At 66.4% G+C, this 17,996-nt stretch carries 17 protein-coding genes; 11 read left to right on the top strand and 6 right to left on the bottom strand.

The window, feature by feature from the left end; genetic code table 11:
* Both dnaG and rpoD read left to right on the top strand, forming a co-directional pair.
* Nucleotides 1-1,839 carry a DNA primase gene (gene dnaG, locus KF780_08660; protein MBX3561871.1) on the top strand — a complete coding sequence of 613 codons (1,839 nt, stop codon included), beginning with the start codon at nucleotides 1-3 and terminating at the stop codon, nucleotides 1,837-1,839.
* 29 nt (nucleotides 1,840-1,868) lie between these two features.
* A complete protein-coding gene (gene rpoD / locus KF780_08655; GenBank protein MBX3561870.1) occupies nucleotides 1,869-3,887 on the top strand; it encodes an RNA polymerase sigma factor RpoD in 2,019 nt (672 codons plus the stop codon).
* Between the two features lie 86 nt (nucleotides 3,888-3,973).
* On the opposite strand, the gene KF780_08650 is transcribed toward rpoD, so the two are convergent.
* From KF780_08650 to KF780_08640, 3 genes are read right to left on the bottom strand one after another with little or no spacing between them, the layout of a single operon-like run.
* Nucleotides 3,974-4,114: a hypothetical protein gene (locus tag KF780_08650; protein ID MBX3561869.1), complete on the bottom strand. Its 141-nt coding sequence runs from the start codon at nucleotides 4,112-4,114 to the stop codon at nucleotides 3,974-3,976.
* Between the two features lie 34 nt (nucleotides 4,115-4,148).
* Entirely contained in the window at nucleotides 4,149-4,415 is a 267-nt protein-coding gene (gene infA / locus KF780_08645) for a translation initiation factor IF-1 (GenBank protein MBX3561868.1), read from the bottom strand.
* 3 nt (nucleotides 4,416-4,418) lie between these two features.
* On the bottom strand, nucleotides 4,419-4,628 hold the full coding sequence (locus KF780_08640) for a cold-shock protein (GenBank protein MBX3561867.1): 210 nt from the start codon (nucleotides 4,626-4,628) through the stop codon (nucleotides 4,419-4,421).
* A 561-nt stretch (nucleotides 4,629-5,189) separates the two neighbouring features.
* Here KF780_08640 and KF780_08635 point away from each other — a divergent pair.
* The 5 genes from KF780_08635 (at nucleotide 5,190) to KF780_08615 (ending at nucleotide 10,210) form a co-directional block, all read left to right on the top strand.
* Nucleotides 5,190-5,486, top strand: coding sequence for a PspC domain-containing protein (locus tag KF780_08635; protein MBX3561866.1), 297 nt, complete (start codon nucleotides 5,190-5,192; stop codon nucleotides 5,484-5,486).
* 106 nt (nucleotides 5,487-5,592) lie between these two features.
* Nucleotides 5,593-6,264, top strand: a complete 672-nt coding sequence (locus KF780_08630; GenBank protein ID MBX3561865.1) for a hypothetical protein — start codon at nucleotides 5,593-5,595, stop codon at nucleotides 6,262-6,264.
* A gap of 78 nt (nucleotides 6,265-6,342) precedes the next feature.
* On the top strand, nucleotides 6,343-7,185 hold the full coding sequence (locus tag KF780_08625) for a MoxR family ATPase (protein MBX3561864.1): 843 nt from the start codon (nucleotides 6,343-6,345) through the stop codon (nucleotides 7,183-7,185).
* A gap of 246 nt (nucleotides 7,186-7,431) precedes the next feature.
* Entirely contained in the window at nucleotides 7,432-8,544 is a 1,113-nt protein-coding gene (locus tag KF780_08620) for a hypothetical protein (GenBank protein ID MBX3561863.1), read from the top strand.
* 184 nt (nucleotides 8,545-8,728) lie between these two features.
* Nucleotides 8,729-10,210: a YfcC family protein gene (locus KF780_08615; protein ID MBX3561862.1), complete on the top strand. Its 1,482-nt coding sequence runs from the start codon at nucleotides 8,729-8,731 to the stop codon at nucleotides 10,208-10,210.
* 4 nt (nucleotides 10,211-10,214) lie between these two features.
* Here KF780_08615 and KF780_08610 read toward each other — a convergent pair whose 3' ends face one another.
* The gene (locus KF780_08610) at nucleotides 10,215-11,627 is read right to left on the bottom strand and encodes a chemotaxis protein (GenBank protein MBX3561861.1); all 1,413 of its coding nucleotides are present in this window, start codon (nucleotides 11,625-11,627) and stop codon (nucleotides 10,215-10,217) included.
* 145 nt (nucleotides 11,628-11,772) lie between these two features.
* Between KF780_08610 and KF780_08605 the strand changes: the two genes are divergently transcribed.
* From KF780_08605 to KF780_08595, 3 genes are all read left to right on the top strand, one after another.
* Nucleotides 11,773-12,069: a hypothetical protein gene (locus tag KF780_08605; protein MBX3561860.1), complete on the top strand. Its 297-nt coding sequence runs from the start codon at nucleotides 11,773-11,775 to the stop codon at nucleotides 12,067-12,069.
* 44 nt (nucleotides 12,070-12,113) lie between these two features.
* On the top strand, nucleotides 12,114-13,292 hold the full coding sequence (locus tag KF780_08600) for a VWA domain-containing protein (GenBank protein ID MBX3561859.1): 1,179 nt from the start codon (nucleotides 12,114-12,116) through the stop codon (nucleotides 13,290-13,292).
* An 80-nt stretch (nucleotides 13,293-13,372) separates the two neighbouring features.
* Nucleotides 13,373-14,614 carry a sulfotransferase gene (locus KF780_08595; protein ID MBX3561858.1) on the top strand — a complete coding sequence of 414 codons (1,242 nt, stop codon included), beginning with the start codon at nucleotides 13,373-13,375 and terminating at the stop codon, nucleotides 14,612-14,614.
* A gap of 147 nt (nucleotides 14,615-14,761) precedes the next feature.
* Here the strand turns inward: KF780_08595 and KF780_08590 are convergent, their stop codons facing one another.
* Both KF780_08590 and KF780_08585 read right to left on the bottom strand, forming a co-directional pair.
* On the bottom strand, nucleotides 14,762-15,970 hold the full coding sequence (locus tag KF780_08590) for a DUF1343 domain-containing protein (GenBank protein MBX3561857.1): 1,209 nt from the start codon (nucleotides 15,968-15,970) through the stop codon (nucleotides 14,762-14,764).
* Between the two features lie 82 nt (nucleotides 15,971-16,052).
* Entirely contained in the window at nucleotides 16,053-16,532 is a 480-nt protein-coding gene (locus KF780_08585) for a DOMON-like domain-containing protein (protein MBX3561856.1), read from the bottom strand.
* Between the two features lie 226 nt (nucleotides 16,533-16,758).
* Here KF780_08585 and KF780_08580 point away from each other — a divergent pair, with 226 nt between their 5' ends.
* Nucleotides 16,759-17,976, top strand: a complete 1,218-nt coding sequence (locus tag KF780_08580) for a tyrosine--tRNA ligase (GenBank protein ID MBX3561855.1) — start codon at nucleotides 16,759-16,761, stop codon at nucleotides 17,974-17,976.
* The last annotated feature ends 20 nt before the right edge of the window (nucleotides 17,977-17,996 follow it).

Genomic DNA, 17,996 nt, shown 5'->3' with positions numbered 1-17,996 from the left:
ATGAGCCTTTCTCCTCAATTCCTCGACGAACTGCGCGCCCGCACCCAGCTTTCCGCGCTCATCTCCCGCACGCTCAAGCTCACCAAGGCGGGCCGCGAGTTCAAGGCCTGCTGCCCGTTCCACAACGAGAAGACACCGAGCTTCTACGTCAATGACGAGAAGGGCTTCTACCATTGCTTCGGCTGTCAGGCGCATGGCGACGCCATCTCCTGGATGACCGACCAGCGCGGCCTCACCTTCATCGACGCCGTGAAGGACCTGGCCGCCACGGCGGGCATGGACGTCCCCGCCCCCGATCCGCGCGCCCAGGCCAAGGCGGAGCGGGCGGCGGGGCTCTATGGCGTGATGGACGCGGCCCAGGCCTGGTTCGCCGAACAACTGGGCGGGATCGAGGGCGCGGCGGCGCGCGACTATCTCGGCAAGCGCGGCATCGACGCCAAGACGCTGGCCCGCTTCGGCTTCGGTTTCGCGCCGGACAATCGCGGGCGGCTCAAATCCGCGCTCAAGCAGATCGGCAACGACAAGCTGGTCGAGGCCGGCCTGCTCATCGCGCCCGACGACGGCAACCGCGGGCCCTATGACCGTTTCCGCGGCCGCATCACCTTCCCGATCCGCGATCCGCGCGGCCGGGTGATCGCCTTTTCCGCCCGCATCCTCGGCCCCGGCGAACCCAAATATCTGAACTCGCCGGACACGCCCCTGTTCGACAAGGGCCGCACCCTGTTCAACTACGACAAGGCCGCGCCGGCCAGCCGGGAGGCGAAGCGGGTGATCGTCGTCGAAGGCCAGATGGACGTGATCGCGCTCGACCAGGCCGGGATAAGCGAGACCGTCGCCCCGCTCGGCACGGCGATGACCGAGGCGCAGCTCGGCCTGCTCTGGCGGCTCTCCCCCGCCCCCATCCTCTGCTTCGACGGCGATGCAGCGGGGCAGCGCGCGGCGGCCAAGGCGGCGGTCCGTGCCTTGCCGCAGCTCGGGCCGGAACGCTCGCTCGCCTTCGTTACCTTGCCCGCGGGCCAGGACCCGGACGATCTGATCCGCGCCGGCGGTCGTGCGGCGCTGGAAACTCTTCTGCAAGCGCCCGAACCCCTGGTCGATCGCCTCTGGCGGCACGAGGTCGAGGCCGAGCCGCTGACCACGCCGGAACGCCGCGCGGGGCTGCGGCGGCGGCTAATGGACCATGTCTCGGCGATCGGCGATCCGGACGTGCGCGATCAGTATCGCGCGGAATTCCTCTCCCGCTTCGACATGCTGACCCCGCGCCGGGCGGAACGCGGCGCCGGGCAGCGTTTCGACCGGCGCGGCCCCTTCGTTCCCATCCGCCCGGTTTCGGCGGGCGCGAAGCAGGTTTCGCGGACGGGCGTGGACCCGAAACTGGTGCGCGCGGTGCTGCAGGGCCTGATCCTTTACCCGGCGCTGATCGGCGAACATGCGGACGCTTTGCTCAAGCTGCCGATGGTCGAGGATGACGCGGCGGCGGTGCGCGAGATCCTGCTCGAAGCGGCGATGACGCACGCCGCGCTTGATCGGGAGGCCCTTGATACCATATTGGCGGCCAGGGGTGTGTCGGCTCGGCTCGAGGCGTTGCGCCTCGGACGCAGACTTCGCTTCTCTTTCACCCGACGGGATGCTCCCGCTGATCGCGCTTGCAGGGACTTGGCGCTGTTGATCAAGACGCTCGCGGAGCGCCCGGAGATCGAGGCGGCGCTGGCGGCGGCGACGGCAAGGTTGGGAGAAAGAACCGACGAAGCCGCGTTGTTGGAGCAGCAAAGGCTGCGCGCGGCGCGGGATGAGGCGGACAGGCGGCTGGCGACACTGATCGAGGGGGATGGGGACTAAGGCCCCCAACAGGTATAAAAGGCGTTCGAATGGCGAAGACCAACACCGCGGAAACCGAAGAGAAGACCGAAGGCGGCGACGCGCCCCTGATCGATCTCAACGAAGCCGACATCAAGAAGCTGATCGCCCGTGCCAAGAAGCGCGGCGTCATCACCTATGACGAGCTCAACGAGGTGGTCGGCGGCATGTCCACCGATCAGATCGAGGACATCACCTCGGCGCTCTCAGAGATGGGCGTCAACATCGTCGAGAGCGACGAGGGGGACGAGGAGGATCAGCAGCAGGAGGCCGACAGCGGCGTCGAGGAGGTCGACGGCGCGGGCGAGACCTTCGTGCTGGAGAAGAAGAAGGAAACCGTCGATCGCACCGACGATCCGGTGCGCATGTATCTGCGCGAGATGGGCGCCGTCGAGTTGCTCAGCCGCGAGGGCGAGATCGCCATTGCCAAGCGGATCGAGGCCGGCCGCGACACGATGATCTGGGGCCTGTGCGAAAGCCCGATCACCTTCAACGCGATCATCGCCTGGTCGAACGCGCTCGACGAAGGCCAGATGCAGCTGCGCGAGATCCTGGACCTGGAGGCGATGCTCTCCAAGGGCCCGACGCCCGAGCAGGTCGAGGCGGCCGAGGATGAAGGCGGCGACATTTCCGAGAAGACCGCCGGCCCCTCCTTCAAGGAGGAAGAGGAGCCGGAGGAGGCCCCGGCCGAAAACGAGGACGAAGAGGAGAGCCTCGTCGAGCGCCGCACGCCGCGCCCGACCGAGGAGGAGGACGAGGACAACACCCTCTCGCTGGCCCAGATGGAAGAGACGCTGAAGCCCGCCGCGCTCGACAAGTTCGCGGCGATCACCGGCCTCTACAAGAAATTCGCCAGGCTCCAGATCACCCGGATGGAGGCGATGAACGCCGGTCAGGATTTCCCGGCCTCCGACGAGAAGAAATACCAGAAGCTCTCCGAACAGCTCACCGCCGAGGTGGAGAGCGTCCAGTTTCACGGCGCCAAGATCGAATATCTGGTCGACCAGCTCTACAGCTACAATCGCCGGCTGACGACGCTTGGCGGCCAGATGCTGCGCCTCGCCGAGCGCCACAAGGTGCCGCGCAAGGCGTTCCTCGACGCCTATATGGGGCACGAGCTGGACGAGAACTGGGCGGAGCGCGTCTGCTCCCTCGACAAGAAATGGGCAGCCTTCTGCGAGAATGAGAGCGCCGCGATCGAGCGCATCCGCACGGAGATCAGCGAGATCAGCCAGGCGACCGGCATGAGCCTGGGCGAATTCCGCCGCATCGTGAACCAGGTCCAGAAGGGCGAGCGCGAGGCGCGCATCGCCAAGAAGGAGATGGTCGAGGCGAACCTGCGCCTCGTCATCTCGATCGCCAAGAAATACACGAACCGCGGGCTGCAGTTCCTGGACCTGATCCAGGAGGGCAATATCGGCCTGATGAAAGCGGTCGACAAATTCGAATATCGACGCGGCTACAAGTTCTCGACCTATGCGACCTGGTGGATCCGCCAGGCGATCACCCGCAGCATCGCAGACCAGGCAAGGACGATCCGCATCCCGGTCCACATGATCGAGACGATCAACAAGCTGGTCCGCACCAGCCGGCAGATCCTGCACGAGATCGGTCGCGAGCCGACCCCGGAGGAACTGGCCGAGCGCCTCTCCATGCCGCTGGAGAAGGTCCGCAAGGTGATGAAGATCGCCAAGGAGCCGATCTCCCTCGAAACGCCGATCGGCGACGAGGAGGACAGCCATCTCGGCGATTTCATCGAGGACAAGAACGCCGTCATCCCCGTGGACGCGGCGATCCAAGCGAACCTCAAGGAGACCGTGACCCGCGTGCTGGCGTCACTCACTCCGCGCGAGGAGCGCGTGCTGCGCATGCGTTTCGGCATCGGCATGAACACCGATCACACGCTGGAGGAAGTCGGCCAGCAGTTCAGCGTCACCCGCGAACGCATCCGTCAGATCGAGGCGAAGGCACTCAGGAAGCTGAAGCATCCGTCGCGGTCGCGGAAGATGCGGTCGTTCCTCGACCAGTAAGGCTGCTTCAGGCGCGTATCCGCCTCAATCCATCTGTCGCGCGCTCCTGGCAAACTTGCGGCGGAGGGCGCCGGTATTCGGCAATCCTAGTCGACCATCGCCGCGACCAGACGTCGCAATTCGCCGGCCGGCAGCCGGAACGGCAAAGCCGCGGGCTTCGGCGCACACAGCGCCAATGGCAAATAGAGTTTGGGTCGCTTGGATTTCTTGGTAATCGTTTCGATCATTTCATTCGTTTCATTGTGGAAAATCATAAAGCGGTCAGCGGCGGAATGTCCGCCGTCTCGGCCCGCTTGTGCTCTGGCCGGGCGTCTTTTCGCGGTAGACGATCCTGCCTTTCGACAGGTCGTAGGGCGTCATCTCGACATGGACGCGGTCGCCGACCACCGATTTGATGCGGAAACGCCGCATCTTGCCGGCGGTGTAGGCGATGATGCGATGCTCGTTGTCGAGCATCACGCCGAAGCGGCCGTCGGGGTAGATCTCGTCGATCAACCCCTCCATGACCATCAGCTCTTCCTTCGCCACGCCCTATTCGGCCGCCGCGAGATTGACCGCGGCGACCTTGCCGTCGCGCCCAGCCTCAAGTTCGTAGCTGAGCCTCTGCCCTTCGCGGATCGAAGCCATGCCGGCGCGCTCCACGGCGGAGATGTGGACGAAGGCGTCCTTGCCGCCATCCTCGTTGGTGATGAAGCCGTAGCCACGACCTTCGTTGAAGAATTTGACGGTTCCAATGGCCATGTCGGGCCCTTTCGCATGCAAAATTGCCCGCGCGCGAACGGCGCGGCGGGGCCGGTGAAGCTCGAAAGGAAATGGAAGCCCGAAGGCGTCGGTCTCGCTCGCAGGCGACGTCAGCAAGCTTGATATAGGGAAAGAAGCGCCGATTTACAACTCGACCGCCCGCCCCGGCGCGAGCAGGCCGCGAACGGGAACCTTTCCGCGCTTTGCCCGTTGATGCTCGACCAGACGATGTAAAAATCGACTGTCATGAAGCTTCCACGGGTTTCCCGAGGACGCATTCAGGAGCCCCGACGCCTTCACCGGCGCCGGGGCTTTTGCATGGGAGGGAGGCGCCGCCCGTCCGGAAGCGGATAGGGCCGTCCGGAAGCGGACAGCCCGCGCCGCCCGAACCGGCGGGCAATCCCAACATTTGGCGGTTCTTGCCCCGCAATTAGCCGCACCGCGTGATGGCGAAATCATCATCTAGCTGGAAATCAACGATTTTTCTCTTTTGGCACGCCCCGTGCTGAAGCTTCGGCATCCCCCGTCGGGCGCTGGCCCGCAATGTCGAAGGAAAATGCAATGCAGACCGAGGACGGCAATCTCTTCACCCGCGACGACACCCTGCTGGGCGTCTGCGAAGGCCTGGGCGAGGATCTCGGCTTCAATCCGAACTGGCTGCGCGCCGCGCTGGGCGCCGGTCTGATCTGGAACCCGCTCGCGATGATCGGCATCTATCTCGGCCTGGGCGTGATCGTGCTGTTCACGCGGCTGGTCATGCCGAATCCGCGCCGCGCGGCCGTGTCCGAAGCCGCACAGCCGGATGAAACGCAGACCCCGGCAGAAATCGCCGCCGAGCCGCTGCCGATCGCGGCCTGATGCTGTCCGCCGCAACCTTCCGGGCGCCGGCTTTACCTCCTCTTTACGGCCCTTGCGCTAGACCCTCGCGCAAGGGCCGCCGGAAAGGGCGTCGCGGAGGACAAGAATGGCATCGGTTTCGGTCGCGAAAACAGGTTCGGCACGCACCGGTTCGTTGCTGTTCGCGCGCGTCGCCGAGCATGGCAGCGCCGCCCATGCCTATGTCGGAAGCGACGCGCTGCTGACGGGGCAGGACTCGGCGCGCAACCTCGCCGACGCCATCCATTTCCTGTGCGCGCTGCATGGCCGCCATCCCGGGATCGTCGAGCTCGCCGCGCTGCGCTCGATCGAGCCGGCGGCGAAAGAGTGGCTCGATGCCGCCTGCGACGCGGTCGCGGTGGAGCGCGCCTGGCTGACCCGCCTCGCCGTCGCCGCCGGCGCCGCCCCCGGTACGCCCGGCGGCACTGAGAGCGAGACGGCGGTGATCGGCGTGCGCTCTGCTCTTTCCACCCTTGCCCAGTCCGACCGGCGCGGCTGCGCGCTCGGCGCCGGCTTGGCCTTCGCGGCGGACTGGATCGCGGTGCGCCGCCTGCTCGACGCCGCCGCCCGCCGCTTCGGCGTCGATGCGCCCCCCTACGGCCTGGGCGACGCCGAAACGCTGTCCGGCATCGCCGACAGTTGCGGCGCCACCCCAGCGATCGAGCGCGCCATCATGTTCGGCGCCCAGCAGCTCGCGCTGCAGCATCACGGGCTATGGGATTTGCTCGAAGCCAGGGAACAGGCGCGGCGGGGGAGCTGATCTCCGGCGCGCCCTTGCGCCCTCCTCCCCGCCATGCTTAAGCCTCCGCGACATTGACGTTCGCGTAAAGGGCCCCGCATGCGTTTCGAAGGCACTTCCTCCTATGTCGCCACCGAGGATCTCAAGGTCGCGGTCAATGCGGCGGTGACGCTGCGCCGGCCCTTGCTGGTGAAGGGCGAGCCGGGGACGGGCAAGACGGTGCTGGCGCACGAGATCGCCGCCGCGCTCGATGCGCCGCTGATCGAATGGCACGTCAAATCCACCACCAAGGCCCATCAGGGCCTGTACGAATATGACGCTGTCGCGCGCCTCCGCGACGGGCAGCTCGGCGACGAACGGGTCCACGACATCCGCAATTATATCAAGCAGGGCAAGCTCTGGGAGGCGTTCACCTCGCCCCAGCTGCCCGTCCTGCTGATCGACGAGATCGACAAGGCCGATATCGAGTTTCCGAACGATCTGCTCCAGGAGCTGGATCGCATGTCGTTCGACGTCTACGAGACGCACGAGACGATCGTGGCGAAGGAGCGCCCGGTCGTCGTCATCACCTCGAACAACGAGAAGGAGCTGCCGGACGCCTTCCTGCGCCGCTGCTTCTTCCACTATATCAAGTTCCCGGACCGGGAGACGATGCAGGCGATCATCGACGTCCACTTCCCCGGCATCCAGACCATCCTGGTCCAGAAGGCGATGGACATCTTCTATTCCGTCCGCGAGGTGCCGGGGCTCAAGAAGAAGCCGTCGACCAGCGAGCTGATCGACTGGCTGAAGCTGCTGCTGCACGAGGATCTGCCGCTCGACGTCCTGCAATCGCAGGACCCGAGCAAGGCGATCCCCCCGCTCCACGGTGCATTGCTCAAGAACGAGCAGGACGTGATGCTGTTCGAGCGGCTGGCCTTCATGAGCCGGCGCCAGGGATAGACTTGCCGCTGCTTGCTCCCCGATCCGCGTTCACTTAGGGTCCGTACTCAATAGGCGCAATGGCCGTGATCGTCCGGAGCAGGCCGCGGGCGGCTTTCGCGCCAGAGCCGCGTCGCTCGTCGGTCACGATGCGATAGCATCGCTCCCTCCTCGCTCCTTGCCCTGACCCGAAATCCACTCCGTCACGACCGTTGCGCCTATTGAGTACGGACCCTAGGCTGGCGCGGCAATTTCGGGGGGACCAAGGTGTTCAGATCGCTGTCGCTGGCTCTGGCCGCTTTCCTCATCTCCGTCCCCGCCGGCGCGCAGGTGCGCGATGCGGCGTCCGGAACGGTCACACGCGCCCAGGGACGGGTCCATTTCACCGCCGCGTCGATCAGCGCGCCGGACCGGATCGGCGGATTGCGCTTCGACCGGGCGACCGAGGGGCAGGATTATGCGTCCGGGCTGGACAGCGCCGTGCGCTACCAGAGCGCGGACCGGCAGGTCTTCGCGACGCTTTACGTCTACACGCCGAACCTGGCTCATGCCGGGCTGACCGCCTTCACCACCGATTATTTCATTCATTACATCGCCGAGAGCGCACCCCGCGTAATCGGCCAGACTGTCGTGTCCGCCGGCGGCCAGGCGGACAGCGCGATCCGCATCGATTATGCCAATTTTCGCGGCAGCCTGGCGAGCAGCGCCGCCTTTCTCAAGGTCGGCCAGTGGATCGTCAAATTGCGGGTGTCCGGTCCGGAGGCACGCCGGGCCGAGGTCGATCGGGCGATGAACGCGCTGCTCGACGGCCTGCGCTTCGCGGGCCAGGCGCGTCCGCCGGAGCCGCTGGTGCCGCAAGCCTGCGGCGAGGCGTCGCCCGCCCCCCGCGCCTCCCTGCTGGCGAGCGACGCCCTCATCGCTACGGAAGAGGCGATAATCGGGGTCGCCGAGAATGACGACGATGCCCGCGAATCCGACGGTCCCGCTTTGCTCACCCCCCGCTTCGGGCCCGCCTGGTGCCTGTCCAGCCTGGTCCGTGCCGGCGACATGCGCTTTCCGGTCCTGCGATCGCTGATGCCAGCGGACGGAGCCCGCAAGCGCAGCGTCCTGATTGTTCCCATTTCGGATTCGGGGCGGTTGCTGGAGGTGGTGCAGACCAACCAGGCGGGCCGCTTCGTCCTGTTCGATCACCGCATCGGCCGCACGCTGCTGCTCGGCGCGTTCGACGGCGTGCCCACGGACGCGCAGATCGGCGACATCCTTGCCGGCGGCGATCAGGGAAGCCAGCGCATACGCGCCGTGATCGACCGGGTCGTCGGCGGCGATGCGAACATCAATGTGCACGAGGCCGTTCCCTCGTCAAAGGACGACACCATCTAGGCGCTGCCGCTCGCTGCGAGACACTCCAGAACGATCCGCCACTCGATGGGGCGTTGCCCGGGAACGAACAGGATGTCATGCTGCGCGCGCGGCTCGCCTTCATGAGCCGGCGGGGGAATCAGCGGCAATCAAAGCGGCGGGCGCACCTGCGTCCCCGGTGACGGGCCGCCTGCGGGGGCTTGCCGTGTCGATCTTTCGTCGTGCGCCGTCCGTCTATGCCTTGCTGTTCGCGATCATCGCGATCACCGCGGCGGCGACATGGCTGATCCCGGCCGGCGATCACAGCAAGCTGAGCTACGACAAGGCCGGCTCCGCCTTCGTCCTCAAAGCCGGCGATGCCGAGCGACGGCTCCCCGCGACGCAGGCCACGCTCGACGCGCTGGGCGTCCGCACGCCCCTGCAGAATTTCACCGACGGCAGCGCCTCGCGGCCCGTGCCCGTTCCCGGCAGCTACCGGCGGATCGATCCGAGCCCGGCCGGGCCGCTGGCGATCCTGACGGCACCCGTCGCGGGCATGGTCGGCGCGGCCGACGTCATCTTCTTCGTGCTGGTCATCGGCGGCTTCATCGCCCTGTTCAACCGCACCGGCGCGTTCGACGCCGGGCTGGCCGCCCTGGCTCACCGCTTCCGCGGCCGCGAGCACTGGCTGATCGTGATCGTGACGGTGCTGATGGCGATGGGCGGCGCGAGCTTCGGCATGGCCGAGGAGACATTCGCTTTCTACCCCCTGCTCGCTCCCGTCTTCCTCGCCGCCGGCTATGACCGGATGGTGCCGCTCGCCGTCATCTACGGCGGATCGCAGATCGGCATCGTCGGCAGCATGACCAACCCCTTCTCGACCATCATCGCCAGCGCCATCGCGGGCGTGAACTGGACGGACGGGCTGGTGCTGCGCAGCTTCGCCTGGTTCGTCGCGGTCGCTTTGCTGCTGGCCTGGACGCTGCGCTACACCCGGATCGTGCGGCGCGATCCGGCGCGATCCCTGGCGCCGCCGGACGCCGCCGCGCCGGCCATGGCCGAGCTCCATGACGGGCCGCCGCCGCCGCTGGCCGGGCGCACCCGGCTGCTCCTCATCCTGTTCGCCGCGACCTTCGCGACGATGATCTACGGCGTATCGCAGCTCGGCTGGTGGTTCGCAGAGATGACCGCCTTGTTTCTGGGCGCCGCGATCGTGATCGGCGCGCTGCAACCCGCCGGCGACCGGATCGAGACCTTCCTGAAGGGCGCCCGCGACCTGCTCGGCGTCGGCATGGTCGTGGGGCTGGCGCGTGCGGTGACGGTGGTGCTGGAGAACAGCCATGTCGATGCGACGATCATCGACTGGGCGAGCAACCTGCTCGCCGGAACCTCGCCCGGCCTGTTCCTGATCGGCGCGATGGGGTTCTTCTTCGTCTTCTGCCTCGCCATTTCCTCCCAGTCCGGCATGGCGGTGCTGACCATGCCGCTGCTCGCGCCGGTCGCGATCGGGGTGGGCGTGTCCGGCTCGGCGCTGGTCAGCGCCTATCTGTTCGGCCACAGCCTAATGAACCTGATCACGCCTTCCGGGCTGATCCTGCCGTCCCTCGCCATGCTGGGCATCGGCTACGGTGCATGGCTGCGCTTCATCGGACCGGTGGTGGCGATGATGCTGGTGGTGTGCGGCGCGATGCTGGTGTTCGCCGCCTGACGGGTCAGCTAGCGGCGTCGTCGCGGTAGGCGAGCTCGAAATTGCCCCAGCGGCGGCCGCCGAAATGGAGCGGCACGAAGACGTTCTTGACCGGCAGATAGCGGCCCTGGCCGAGGTCCATGCCGTAGGTGGCGAGCATCGCCTCCTTCTCGCTGGCGATGGCACGGCGGGTGACGTCGTCGATGAAGTTGCGCCGGTTCCGGCAATGCTCGGCATTCCATTCCGGATCGTCGGGCCGCTGCGGCTGCGAACGGTCGGAGATGTGGGTGGGCAGATAGCCGTTGATGTCGGTGATCGCGGTGGCGATCAGCCGCGGCTCCTCGCCCATCAGCCGGTCGAGCACCGGGCGGACCCAGGCATCGGCGAATTCGCAAAAGCCGGTTTCGTACTGCACCGGATTGGTGCCGGCCATCGGCTTGTAATCGAAATCGAAGACCGACTCGATGTCGATCTCATTCTTGCGGATGCCGCGCTCGACGATCTCGCGGATCTCGCGCATCGCCTTTTGCGCGTACTCGATGAACGGCGTGTCGTCGATATGGACGCCGGAGCTGGCGAGCCGGTCCAACATGTCGTTGGACATGAGCTCGAGCTTGCTCAGCCGGTCCTGGGTCTGGCGCAGCTGCCCGCCATTTTCGCGCGCGTCGGCGGCGAACAGCGACAGGCCGCTCTTCACGCTGTCGACGCTGGCCTGGATGTGGCTGGTCGACTGGGCGATGCCGTCGGTCTGACGATCGACCAAAGCGACGATCTCGGCGACGTCGCGCACCGTGTCGTTGATCCGGGAGAAAGCGCTCTGCGCCACCCGGCTCTTGTCGACCCCGGCCTTGACCTCGGCGGACACCGCCTCGGCCTCGCGGGTCAATGACGCGACGGTGCCGGCGATCTCGCTGGTCGCCGCACGCGTGTCGTGGGCGAGCTTCTTCACCTCGGCGGCGACGACCGCGAAGGAGCGCCCCGCCTCGCCGGCGCGGGCCGCCTCGATCGTGGCGTTGAGGGCCAGCATGTTGGTCTTGTTGGCGATCGTCTCGATCGCGGCGGAGACGGTGCGGACCTTTGTCATCGCCTCGGCGAAGCCGGCCATGCGGTCGCCCAGCTGGACGACCAGGTCGGTGAGGCCGGAAAAGACGCGGATCGTGTCCTCGATCGCACCGCGCCCCTGATCGAGCTTGCCGCGCGCCTGCTCGGCCAGCACCCGCGCCTCGTCGGTGGAATCGGCGACGGTGGCCTGGTCGGCGAGCAAACGGGTCGTGACCTCCTCGAGCGCGTCCAGCATCTTCAGATTGGCGGAGATGCGCTCGTTGACGCCGGCGACATAGCCGGCCACGTCGCTGCATTCGATCGCCAGGCTGCCGCAATTGCGCGCGACCGCGCTGATCGCCTCGCCGTCCGTCCGTTCAACCGCGCTGCTCGCCACCCCGTAATCCCCTCTAATCTCGCGTGCGGACTGGCTAAGGCGAATTGGTTGAAAGGACGTTAACCACGGCTTTGCCGATACGCTGCTGGGCGCGAGCGATTTGTTTTGTTATCGCGGCGGAACGATCTCGATCAGGGCTGTGGCCATGACCTATCGCATCGTTCTGGGTATCGCCGTCATCGCCGCTGCCGTGCTGACCTTCTTCACATTGTGGGGGGAGGCGGGCGGCGGCATTCTTGCGTGGGCTATGGGGTATTACGATGCCAGCCTTCCCTTCTTCTTCGTTCCGCTGGCCTGGGGCATTATCGCGGTTTCAGTCGCCGTGCACAGGCTCGGAAATACCGTCCTTGCTGCGGTGATCCTGATGCCGGTCGTCTTGCCGGCGATAGGCTCTGGGCTGATCCTGCTGATCCTCATATTCGGCGGGCTGTCGTGGCGTTAGCGGTCTGGTGACCCGCGCGCGGGTCTGCGTTAGAAGCGTTGCCCATGTTCTTCTCCTTCGTCGACGAGCTGCGCGCCGCGGGGATTCCCGCCTCCCTGAAAGAGCATCTGACTTTGCTGGAGGCGCTGGACGCCGAAGTGATCGCCGCGCGGCCGGAGGATTTCTATTATCTGGCGCGCGCCACCTTCGTGAAGGACGAGGGCCTGCTCGATCGCTTCGACCAGGTGTTCGGCAAGGTCTTCAAGGGGCTGGAGGCGAGTTACGGCACCGAAGAGGCGCCGATCCCGGAGGAGTGGCTGAAGGCGGTCGCCGAGCTCTATCTGACCCCGGAGCAGATGGAAGAGATCGAGTCGCTCGGCTCCTGGGAGGAGATCATGGAGACGCTGAAGAAGCGGCTCGAGGAGCAGCAGGGGCGCCACCAGGGCGGCTCCAAATGGATCGGCACCGGCGGCACCAGTCCCTACGGCAATTCGGGCTTCAATCCCGAAGGCGTGCGGATCGGCGGGGAGAGCCGCAACAAGCGGGCGATCAAGGTCTGGGACAAGCGCGAGTTCCGCAACCTCGACAACGAGGTCGAGCTCGGCACCCGCAACATCAAGGTGGCGCTCCGCCGCCTGCGCCGCTTCGCCCGCGACGGCGCGGCCGACGAGCTGGACCTGGACGCGACGATCGACGGCACCGCCCGGCGCGGCTGGCTCGACATCCGGATGCGCCCGGAGCGGCACAACGCGGTGAAGCTGCTGCTTTTCCTCGACGTGGGCGGCTCGATGGACCCGCATATCAGGCTGGTCGAGGAACTGTTCAGCGCGGCGACGGCCGAGTTCAAGAATCTCGAATTCTTCTATTTCCACAATTGCCCTTACGAGGCGGTGTGGAAGGACAATCGCCGCCGCTTCACCGAGCGCACGCCGCTGTGGGACGTGCTTCATAAATTCGGCCACGACTACAAACTGGTCTTCGTCGGCGACGCCTCGATGAGCCCCTACGAGATCACCCATCCGGGCGGCTCGGTCGAGCATTTCAACGAGGAGGCGGGCGCCGTCTGGCTCCAGCGGATGACCAACACCTACCCCGCCGCCGTCTGGCTCAATCCGGTCGCGGAGAAATATTGGGGCTATACCAGCTCGATCGGCGTGGTCCGCCAGCTCATGCAGGACCGCATGTACCCGCTCACGCTGGCCGGCCTCGACGACGCGATGCGGACTTTGAGCCGGAAGAACTGACCCTTCATCCCTTTCTCCGCGCAACGATCTTGCGATTCCCTCCCCCTTTCATGCAAGATTATGCGCGAACAGGGGATGCGATGACGGCGGCACCGGCTGAATCGAGAACGCGCTCTTCCGACGCGCCGTCGCGCGCCGCCAATCTCGCCAATCGCGGCCTGGCCCGGGCGTGGGAGGCGAAGGTGCTGCCGCGCCCGCGGCTGGAGCCGGCTCTGTTCGAGGCGACGGCGCTGAGGGGCAAGCCACGCGCGGCGCTAGGTCGCGCACGGGAATGGCGCGCGCCGTTCGAATTGCTCGTCCGGTCGCTGCGCGAGGAGGCCGATCTCAATCCGCTCGGTCTCGCCATGGCGCACGGGCAGATCGTCGATGCCCTGCGCGCGCGCATCCGCGCCGTCCGGCTGTGGGAAAAGCGCCCCGAAATCCTCGCCCGGCCGATCCCCGCGCCGATCGTGATCCTCGGGCCGATGCGTTCCGGCACGACCCGGCTGCAGCGCCTGCTCGCCTGCGATCCGCGACTCGCCCATACGCGGCTTTATGAATCGCTGCACCCGGTCCCCGCGCCGGGCCGCGCGATCAGGACCAGCGCCAGCATCGCGGCGCTGAAACTCTTCAACCCGGATGTCGCCGCCATCCACCCGATGAAGGCGAAGGACCCGGACGAGGAATTCGGCCTGTTCGGCTTCTCCTTCGGCTCCGCCCAGTTCGAGGCGCAATGGCGCGTGCCCGCCTTCACCCGCTGGTGGGAAGAGGCCGACACGGACTGGCTCTACCGCGAATTCCGCGCTTTGCTCCAGACGATCGGCTGGGCGCGCAGGGAACCGGCGGACCGCCCCTGGGTGCTGAAGGCCCCGCAATTCATGCAGGACCTGCCGTCCCTGCTCGCGGCCTTCCCCGACGCGCGGCTGCTCTGCCTCGATCGCGATACCGAGCGGGTGGTCGCCTCCTCCGCCTCGCTCGTCTGGCACCAGATGCGCATCCAGTCGGACAGCGCCGACCGCGGATGGATCGGCCGCGAATGGCTGCGCAAGACGCGACTGCGGCGGGAACGCACCGCCGCCGCCCGCGCCGCGCGGCCGGACGTGCCGCAGCTCGACATCGCCTGCGAGGCGATGGACGCATGCTGGGAAAGCGAGATGGCGCGCGTCTATGCCTTCCTGGGCATGGAACTGACTCCCCAGGTTCGCGCGCGCATGGCGGCCTATGTCGCCGGCGCGCGGGCGCATCACGGGCATCTTTACACGCTGGAGCAGTTCGGGCTGAGCCGCGAGGCGCTGGCGCGCGGCGCCGCATGGCTGGCGCCGTTGATGGCGCTGCCGGTCTAGATTCGGTTGACCTGAATCAAAACACCGTTCGCCCTGAGCTTGTCGAAGCCCTGTCCTTTCTTTTCAGACACAAAAAGAAAGGACAGCCCTTCGACAGGCTCAGGGCGAACGGGGGGTGTTCCATCCGCATCGGCCGAATTCCAGCCGTCAGTAGAGCAGGAAGGGCCGCCGGACCTCGTCCCATGCCTGTTCGTCCGGCACGGTCAGCGCGTCGAGGTCGGCGGGCGTGGCGCCGTCGTCGTCCACCCATTCGCGCAAGAGCGGCGAACCGTTGATGACGTCGATGGCGAGCTTGCCGAACTCATATTCGTAAGGGAAATCGCGCCACAATTCGTAATCCGGCCGGAGCGCGCGGATCGCCTTGAAGCCGAGCGCCTGGAGCCGCCAGGGCCGGAACGCCGCATGATCGTAGCCCGGCCCCTCGGCATGGATGAAGATGCCGGCGCACAATTCGCCGACATGCTTGTGGAAGGTCGGCTGGAACCACATGTCGCGCAACGCACCGCCCGCCAGCCAGTGCGGCGCCAGCTCCCGCATCTTCGCGATCACCGCCCGCGCGTCGATGTCCGGCGCGCCGAACAATTCGAGCGGCCGGGTCGTCCCCCGGCCCTCGCTCAAATTCGTGCCCTCCAGCATCACCGTGCCGGCATAGGCGCGCGCCATGTTGACGTTCGCGGCATTGGGGCTGGGATTGATCCACACCCGCTCCGGCGGCCAGCCGAAGCCCGGCGCTTCATTGGACCGCCAACCCTCCATCGCGACGACGTGATACTCCACGTCCAGCTTGAAATGATCGATGAACCAATGCCCCAGTTCGCCGAGCGTCATCCCGTGCCGCATCGGCATCGGCCCCGCCCCGACGAAGCTCTCCCAGCCCGGCCGCAAAGTCAGCCCTTCGATCGGCCGCCCCGCCGGATTGGGCCGATCCAGCACCCACACCGTCTTGCCATGCTCGGCCGCCGCCTCCAGCACGTAGAGCAGGGTCGTCACGAAGGTGTAGATGCGGCAGCCCACGTCCTGCAGGTCGACCAGCAGCACGTCGAACGTGCCCATCCACTGCCCGCGCGGCCGGCGCACCTCGCCATAGAGGCTGAACACCGGCATGCCGTAGGTCGGATCGGTATAATCCGGCGATTCCATCATATTGTCCTGAAGATCGCCGCGCACGCCATGCTGCGGCCCGAACAGGGCGGAGACATTCAGCCCCACCGCGACCAGGGCGTCCAGGCTATGCGTCAGGTCCGCCGTCACCGAAGCGGGGTGCGCGAGCAGCGCGACGCGCTTGCCTTCGAGCGGCTTGCGCAGTCCGGGATCGGCGAGCAGCCGGTCGATGCCGAATGTGAGAGATGTCGTCATTGCGAGCGCAGCGAAGCAATCCAGTGGTGGGCGGAACGAAGGTCTGGATTGCCGCGTCGCTCCGCTCCTCGCAATGACGAATTCAATCCGAGGGCGGCAGTTCGTGTATAAATCCGCCGGGATGATGGAAATCCGGCCTCTCCGGATCGGGATGGGCGAGCGCCCAATAGGATTTGGTGCCGTCGGTTTCCTCGATCACGGCGGTGGGCGCGAGCCTGGTTGCACCCCGCAGCAGTTCGGGCGGCCAGGGTTCGGCGGCGAGGAAGAAATGTTTGCCCGTTGAAGACATTTGGATTTCCGGATCTTCCGCGGAGAGTTCCTGCATCCCTGTTCGATAGCCTTCGAAAGCATAGGCAGCCCACTCGAACGACGGCGAAAAGTTGAACTCATAATAGCCCGCCATATCAGGCTTCGTGCAGAAGAGTTCAAAGCATGTCGTCTTCCACAACCCGTCAGCGCGGCGTGGATCGGCCTCGGGCGGCAACGCCAACGCCTCGGCACCATGCACGCAATATTCCAGCCAGAGCGTACCTTGCTGGTCCCAAGCCAACTGGACTCCCACGCCGGTTATCCGCTTCGGCGGGAAACCCGGATGCGGAACAAGCTTCAGCATCATGTTCATGGCGTCTCGGCTTCCAGATGCAGGATGACGACCATATCCTCCCGTCATTCCCGCGAACGCGGGAATCCAGCTAACCTTCCCTTATCGGCCGCCGCAAGAAAGAAGCGGGATCCCCGCGTGCGCGGGGATGACGTGAAGGGTGCGTGTCGCTAAGCACGCTCCCGCCATGACCGAATACAAATCCGATCTGCTGAACCTGCTCTCCGCGCGAGGTTATGTCCATCAGATGACCGACGCGGCGGCGCTCGACGCGCTCGCGGCGAAGGAGATCGTGCCCGGCTATATCGGCTTCGACGCGACCGCGCCGTCGCTCCATGTCGGCTCCCTGGTGCAGATCATGATGCTGCGTCGGCTCCAGCAGGCCGGGCACAAGCCGATCGTGCTGATGGGCGGCGGCACGTCGAAGATCGGCGATCCGAGCTTCAAGGACGAGGCGCGGCGGATGCTCACGCCCGAGGCGATCAACGCCAACATCGCCTCGATCAAGCGGGTCTTCGAAAGCTTCCTGACCTTCGGCGACGGGCCCACCGACGCCGTCATGCTCGACAATGCCGACTGGCTCGACAAGCTCGAATATATCCCCTTCCTGCGCGAGGTCGGGCAGCATTTCTCGGTCAACCGGATGCTCAGCTTCGACAGCGTGAAGCTCCGGCTCGACCGCGAGCAGTCGCTGAGCTTCCTCGAATTCAACTACATGATCCTGCAGGGCTACGATTTCCGCGAGCTCTCCCGCCGCGCCGCCTGCCGGCTGCAGATGGGCGGCTCCGATCAATGGGGCAATATCGTCAACGGCATCGAGCTGACCCGGCGGATGGACGGCGTCGAGGTGTTCGGCATCACCACCCCGCTCATCACCACCGCCGACGGCGGCAAGATGGGCAAGACCGAGAAAGGCGCGATCTGGCTCAACGCGGACCAGCTCGCCCCCTATGATTACTGGCAGTTCTGGCGGAACACGCAGGATGCCGATGTCGGCCGCTTCCTGAAGCTGTTCACCGATCTGCCGCTCGACGAGATCGCCCGGCTGGCGGTGCTGGACGGCGCCGAGATCAACGAGGCCAAGAAGGCCCTCGCCGACGCCGCCACCGCCATGCTGCACGGCTTGGATGCCGCGAAGGCCGCCGCCGAAACCGCGAGGCTGACCTTCGAGGAGGGCACGGCCGGCGCCGACCTCCCCACCCTGCGCGTGCTGGGCGGGATCAGCCTGGTCGATGCCCTCGTCGGCCTCGGCCTCGTCGCCTCCAAGAAGGAGGCCCGCCGCCTGATCGAGCAGGGCGGCGCCCGCATCGACGGCGAAACGGCGGGCGAGGACGTCACGATCGAAGTGACCGGCGACGTCCGCATCTCCGCCGGCAAGAAGAAGCACGGCCTGCTGAAAGCCTGATCCTCCCCGGAACGGGGAGG

This window comes from Sphingomonas sp. (assembly GCA_019635535.1).
Taxonomy (GTDB): Bacteria; Pseudomonadota; Alphaproteobacteria; order Sphingomonadales; family Sphingomonadaceae; genus Allosphingosinicella.
This window is presented reverse-complemented; position numbering and strand designations above follow the sequence as displayed.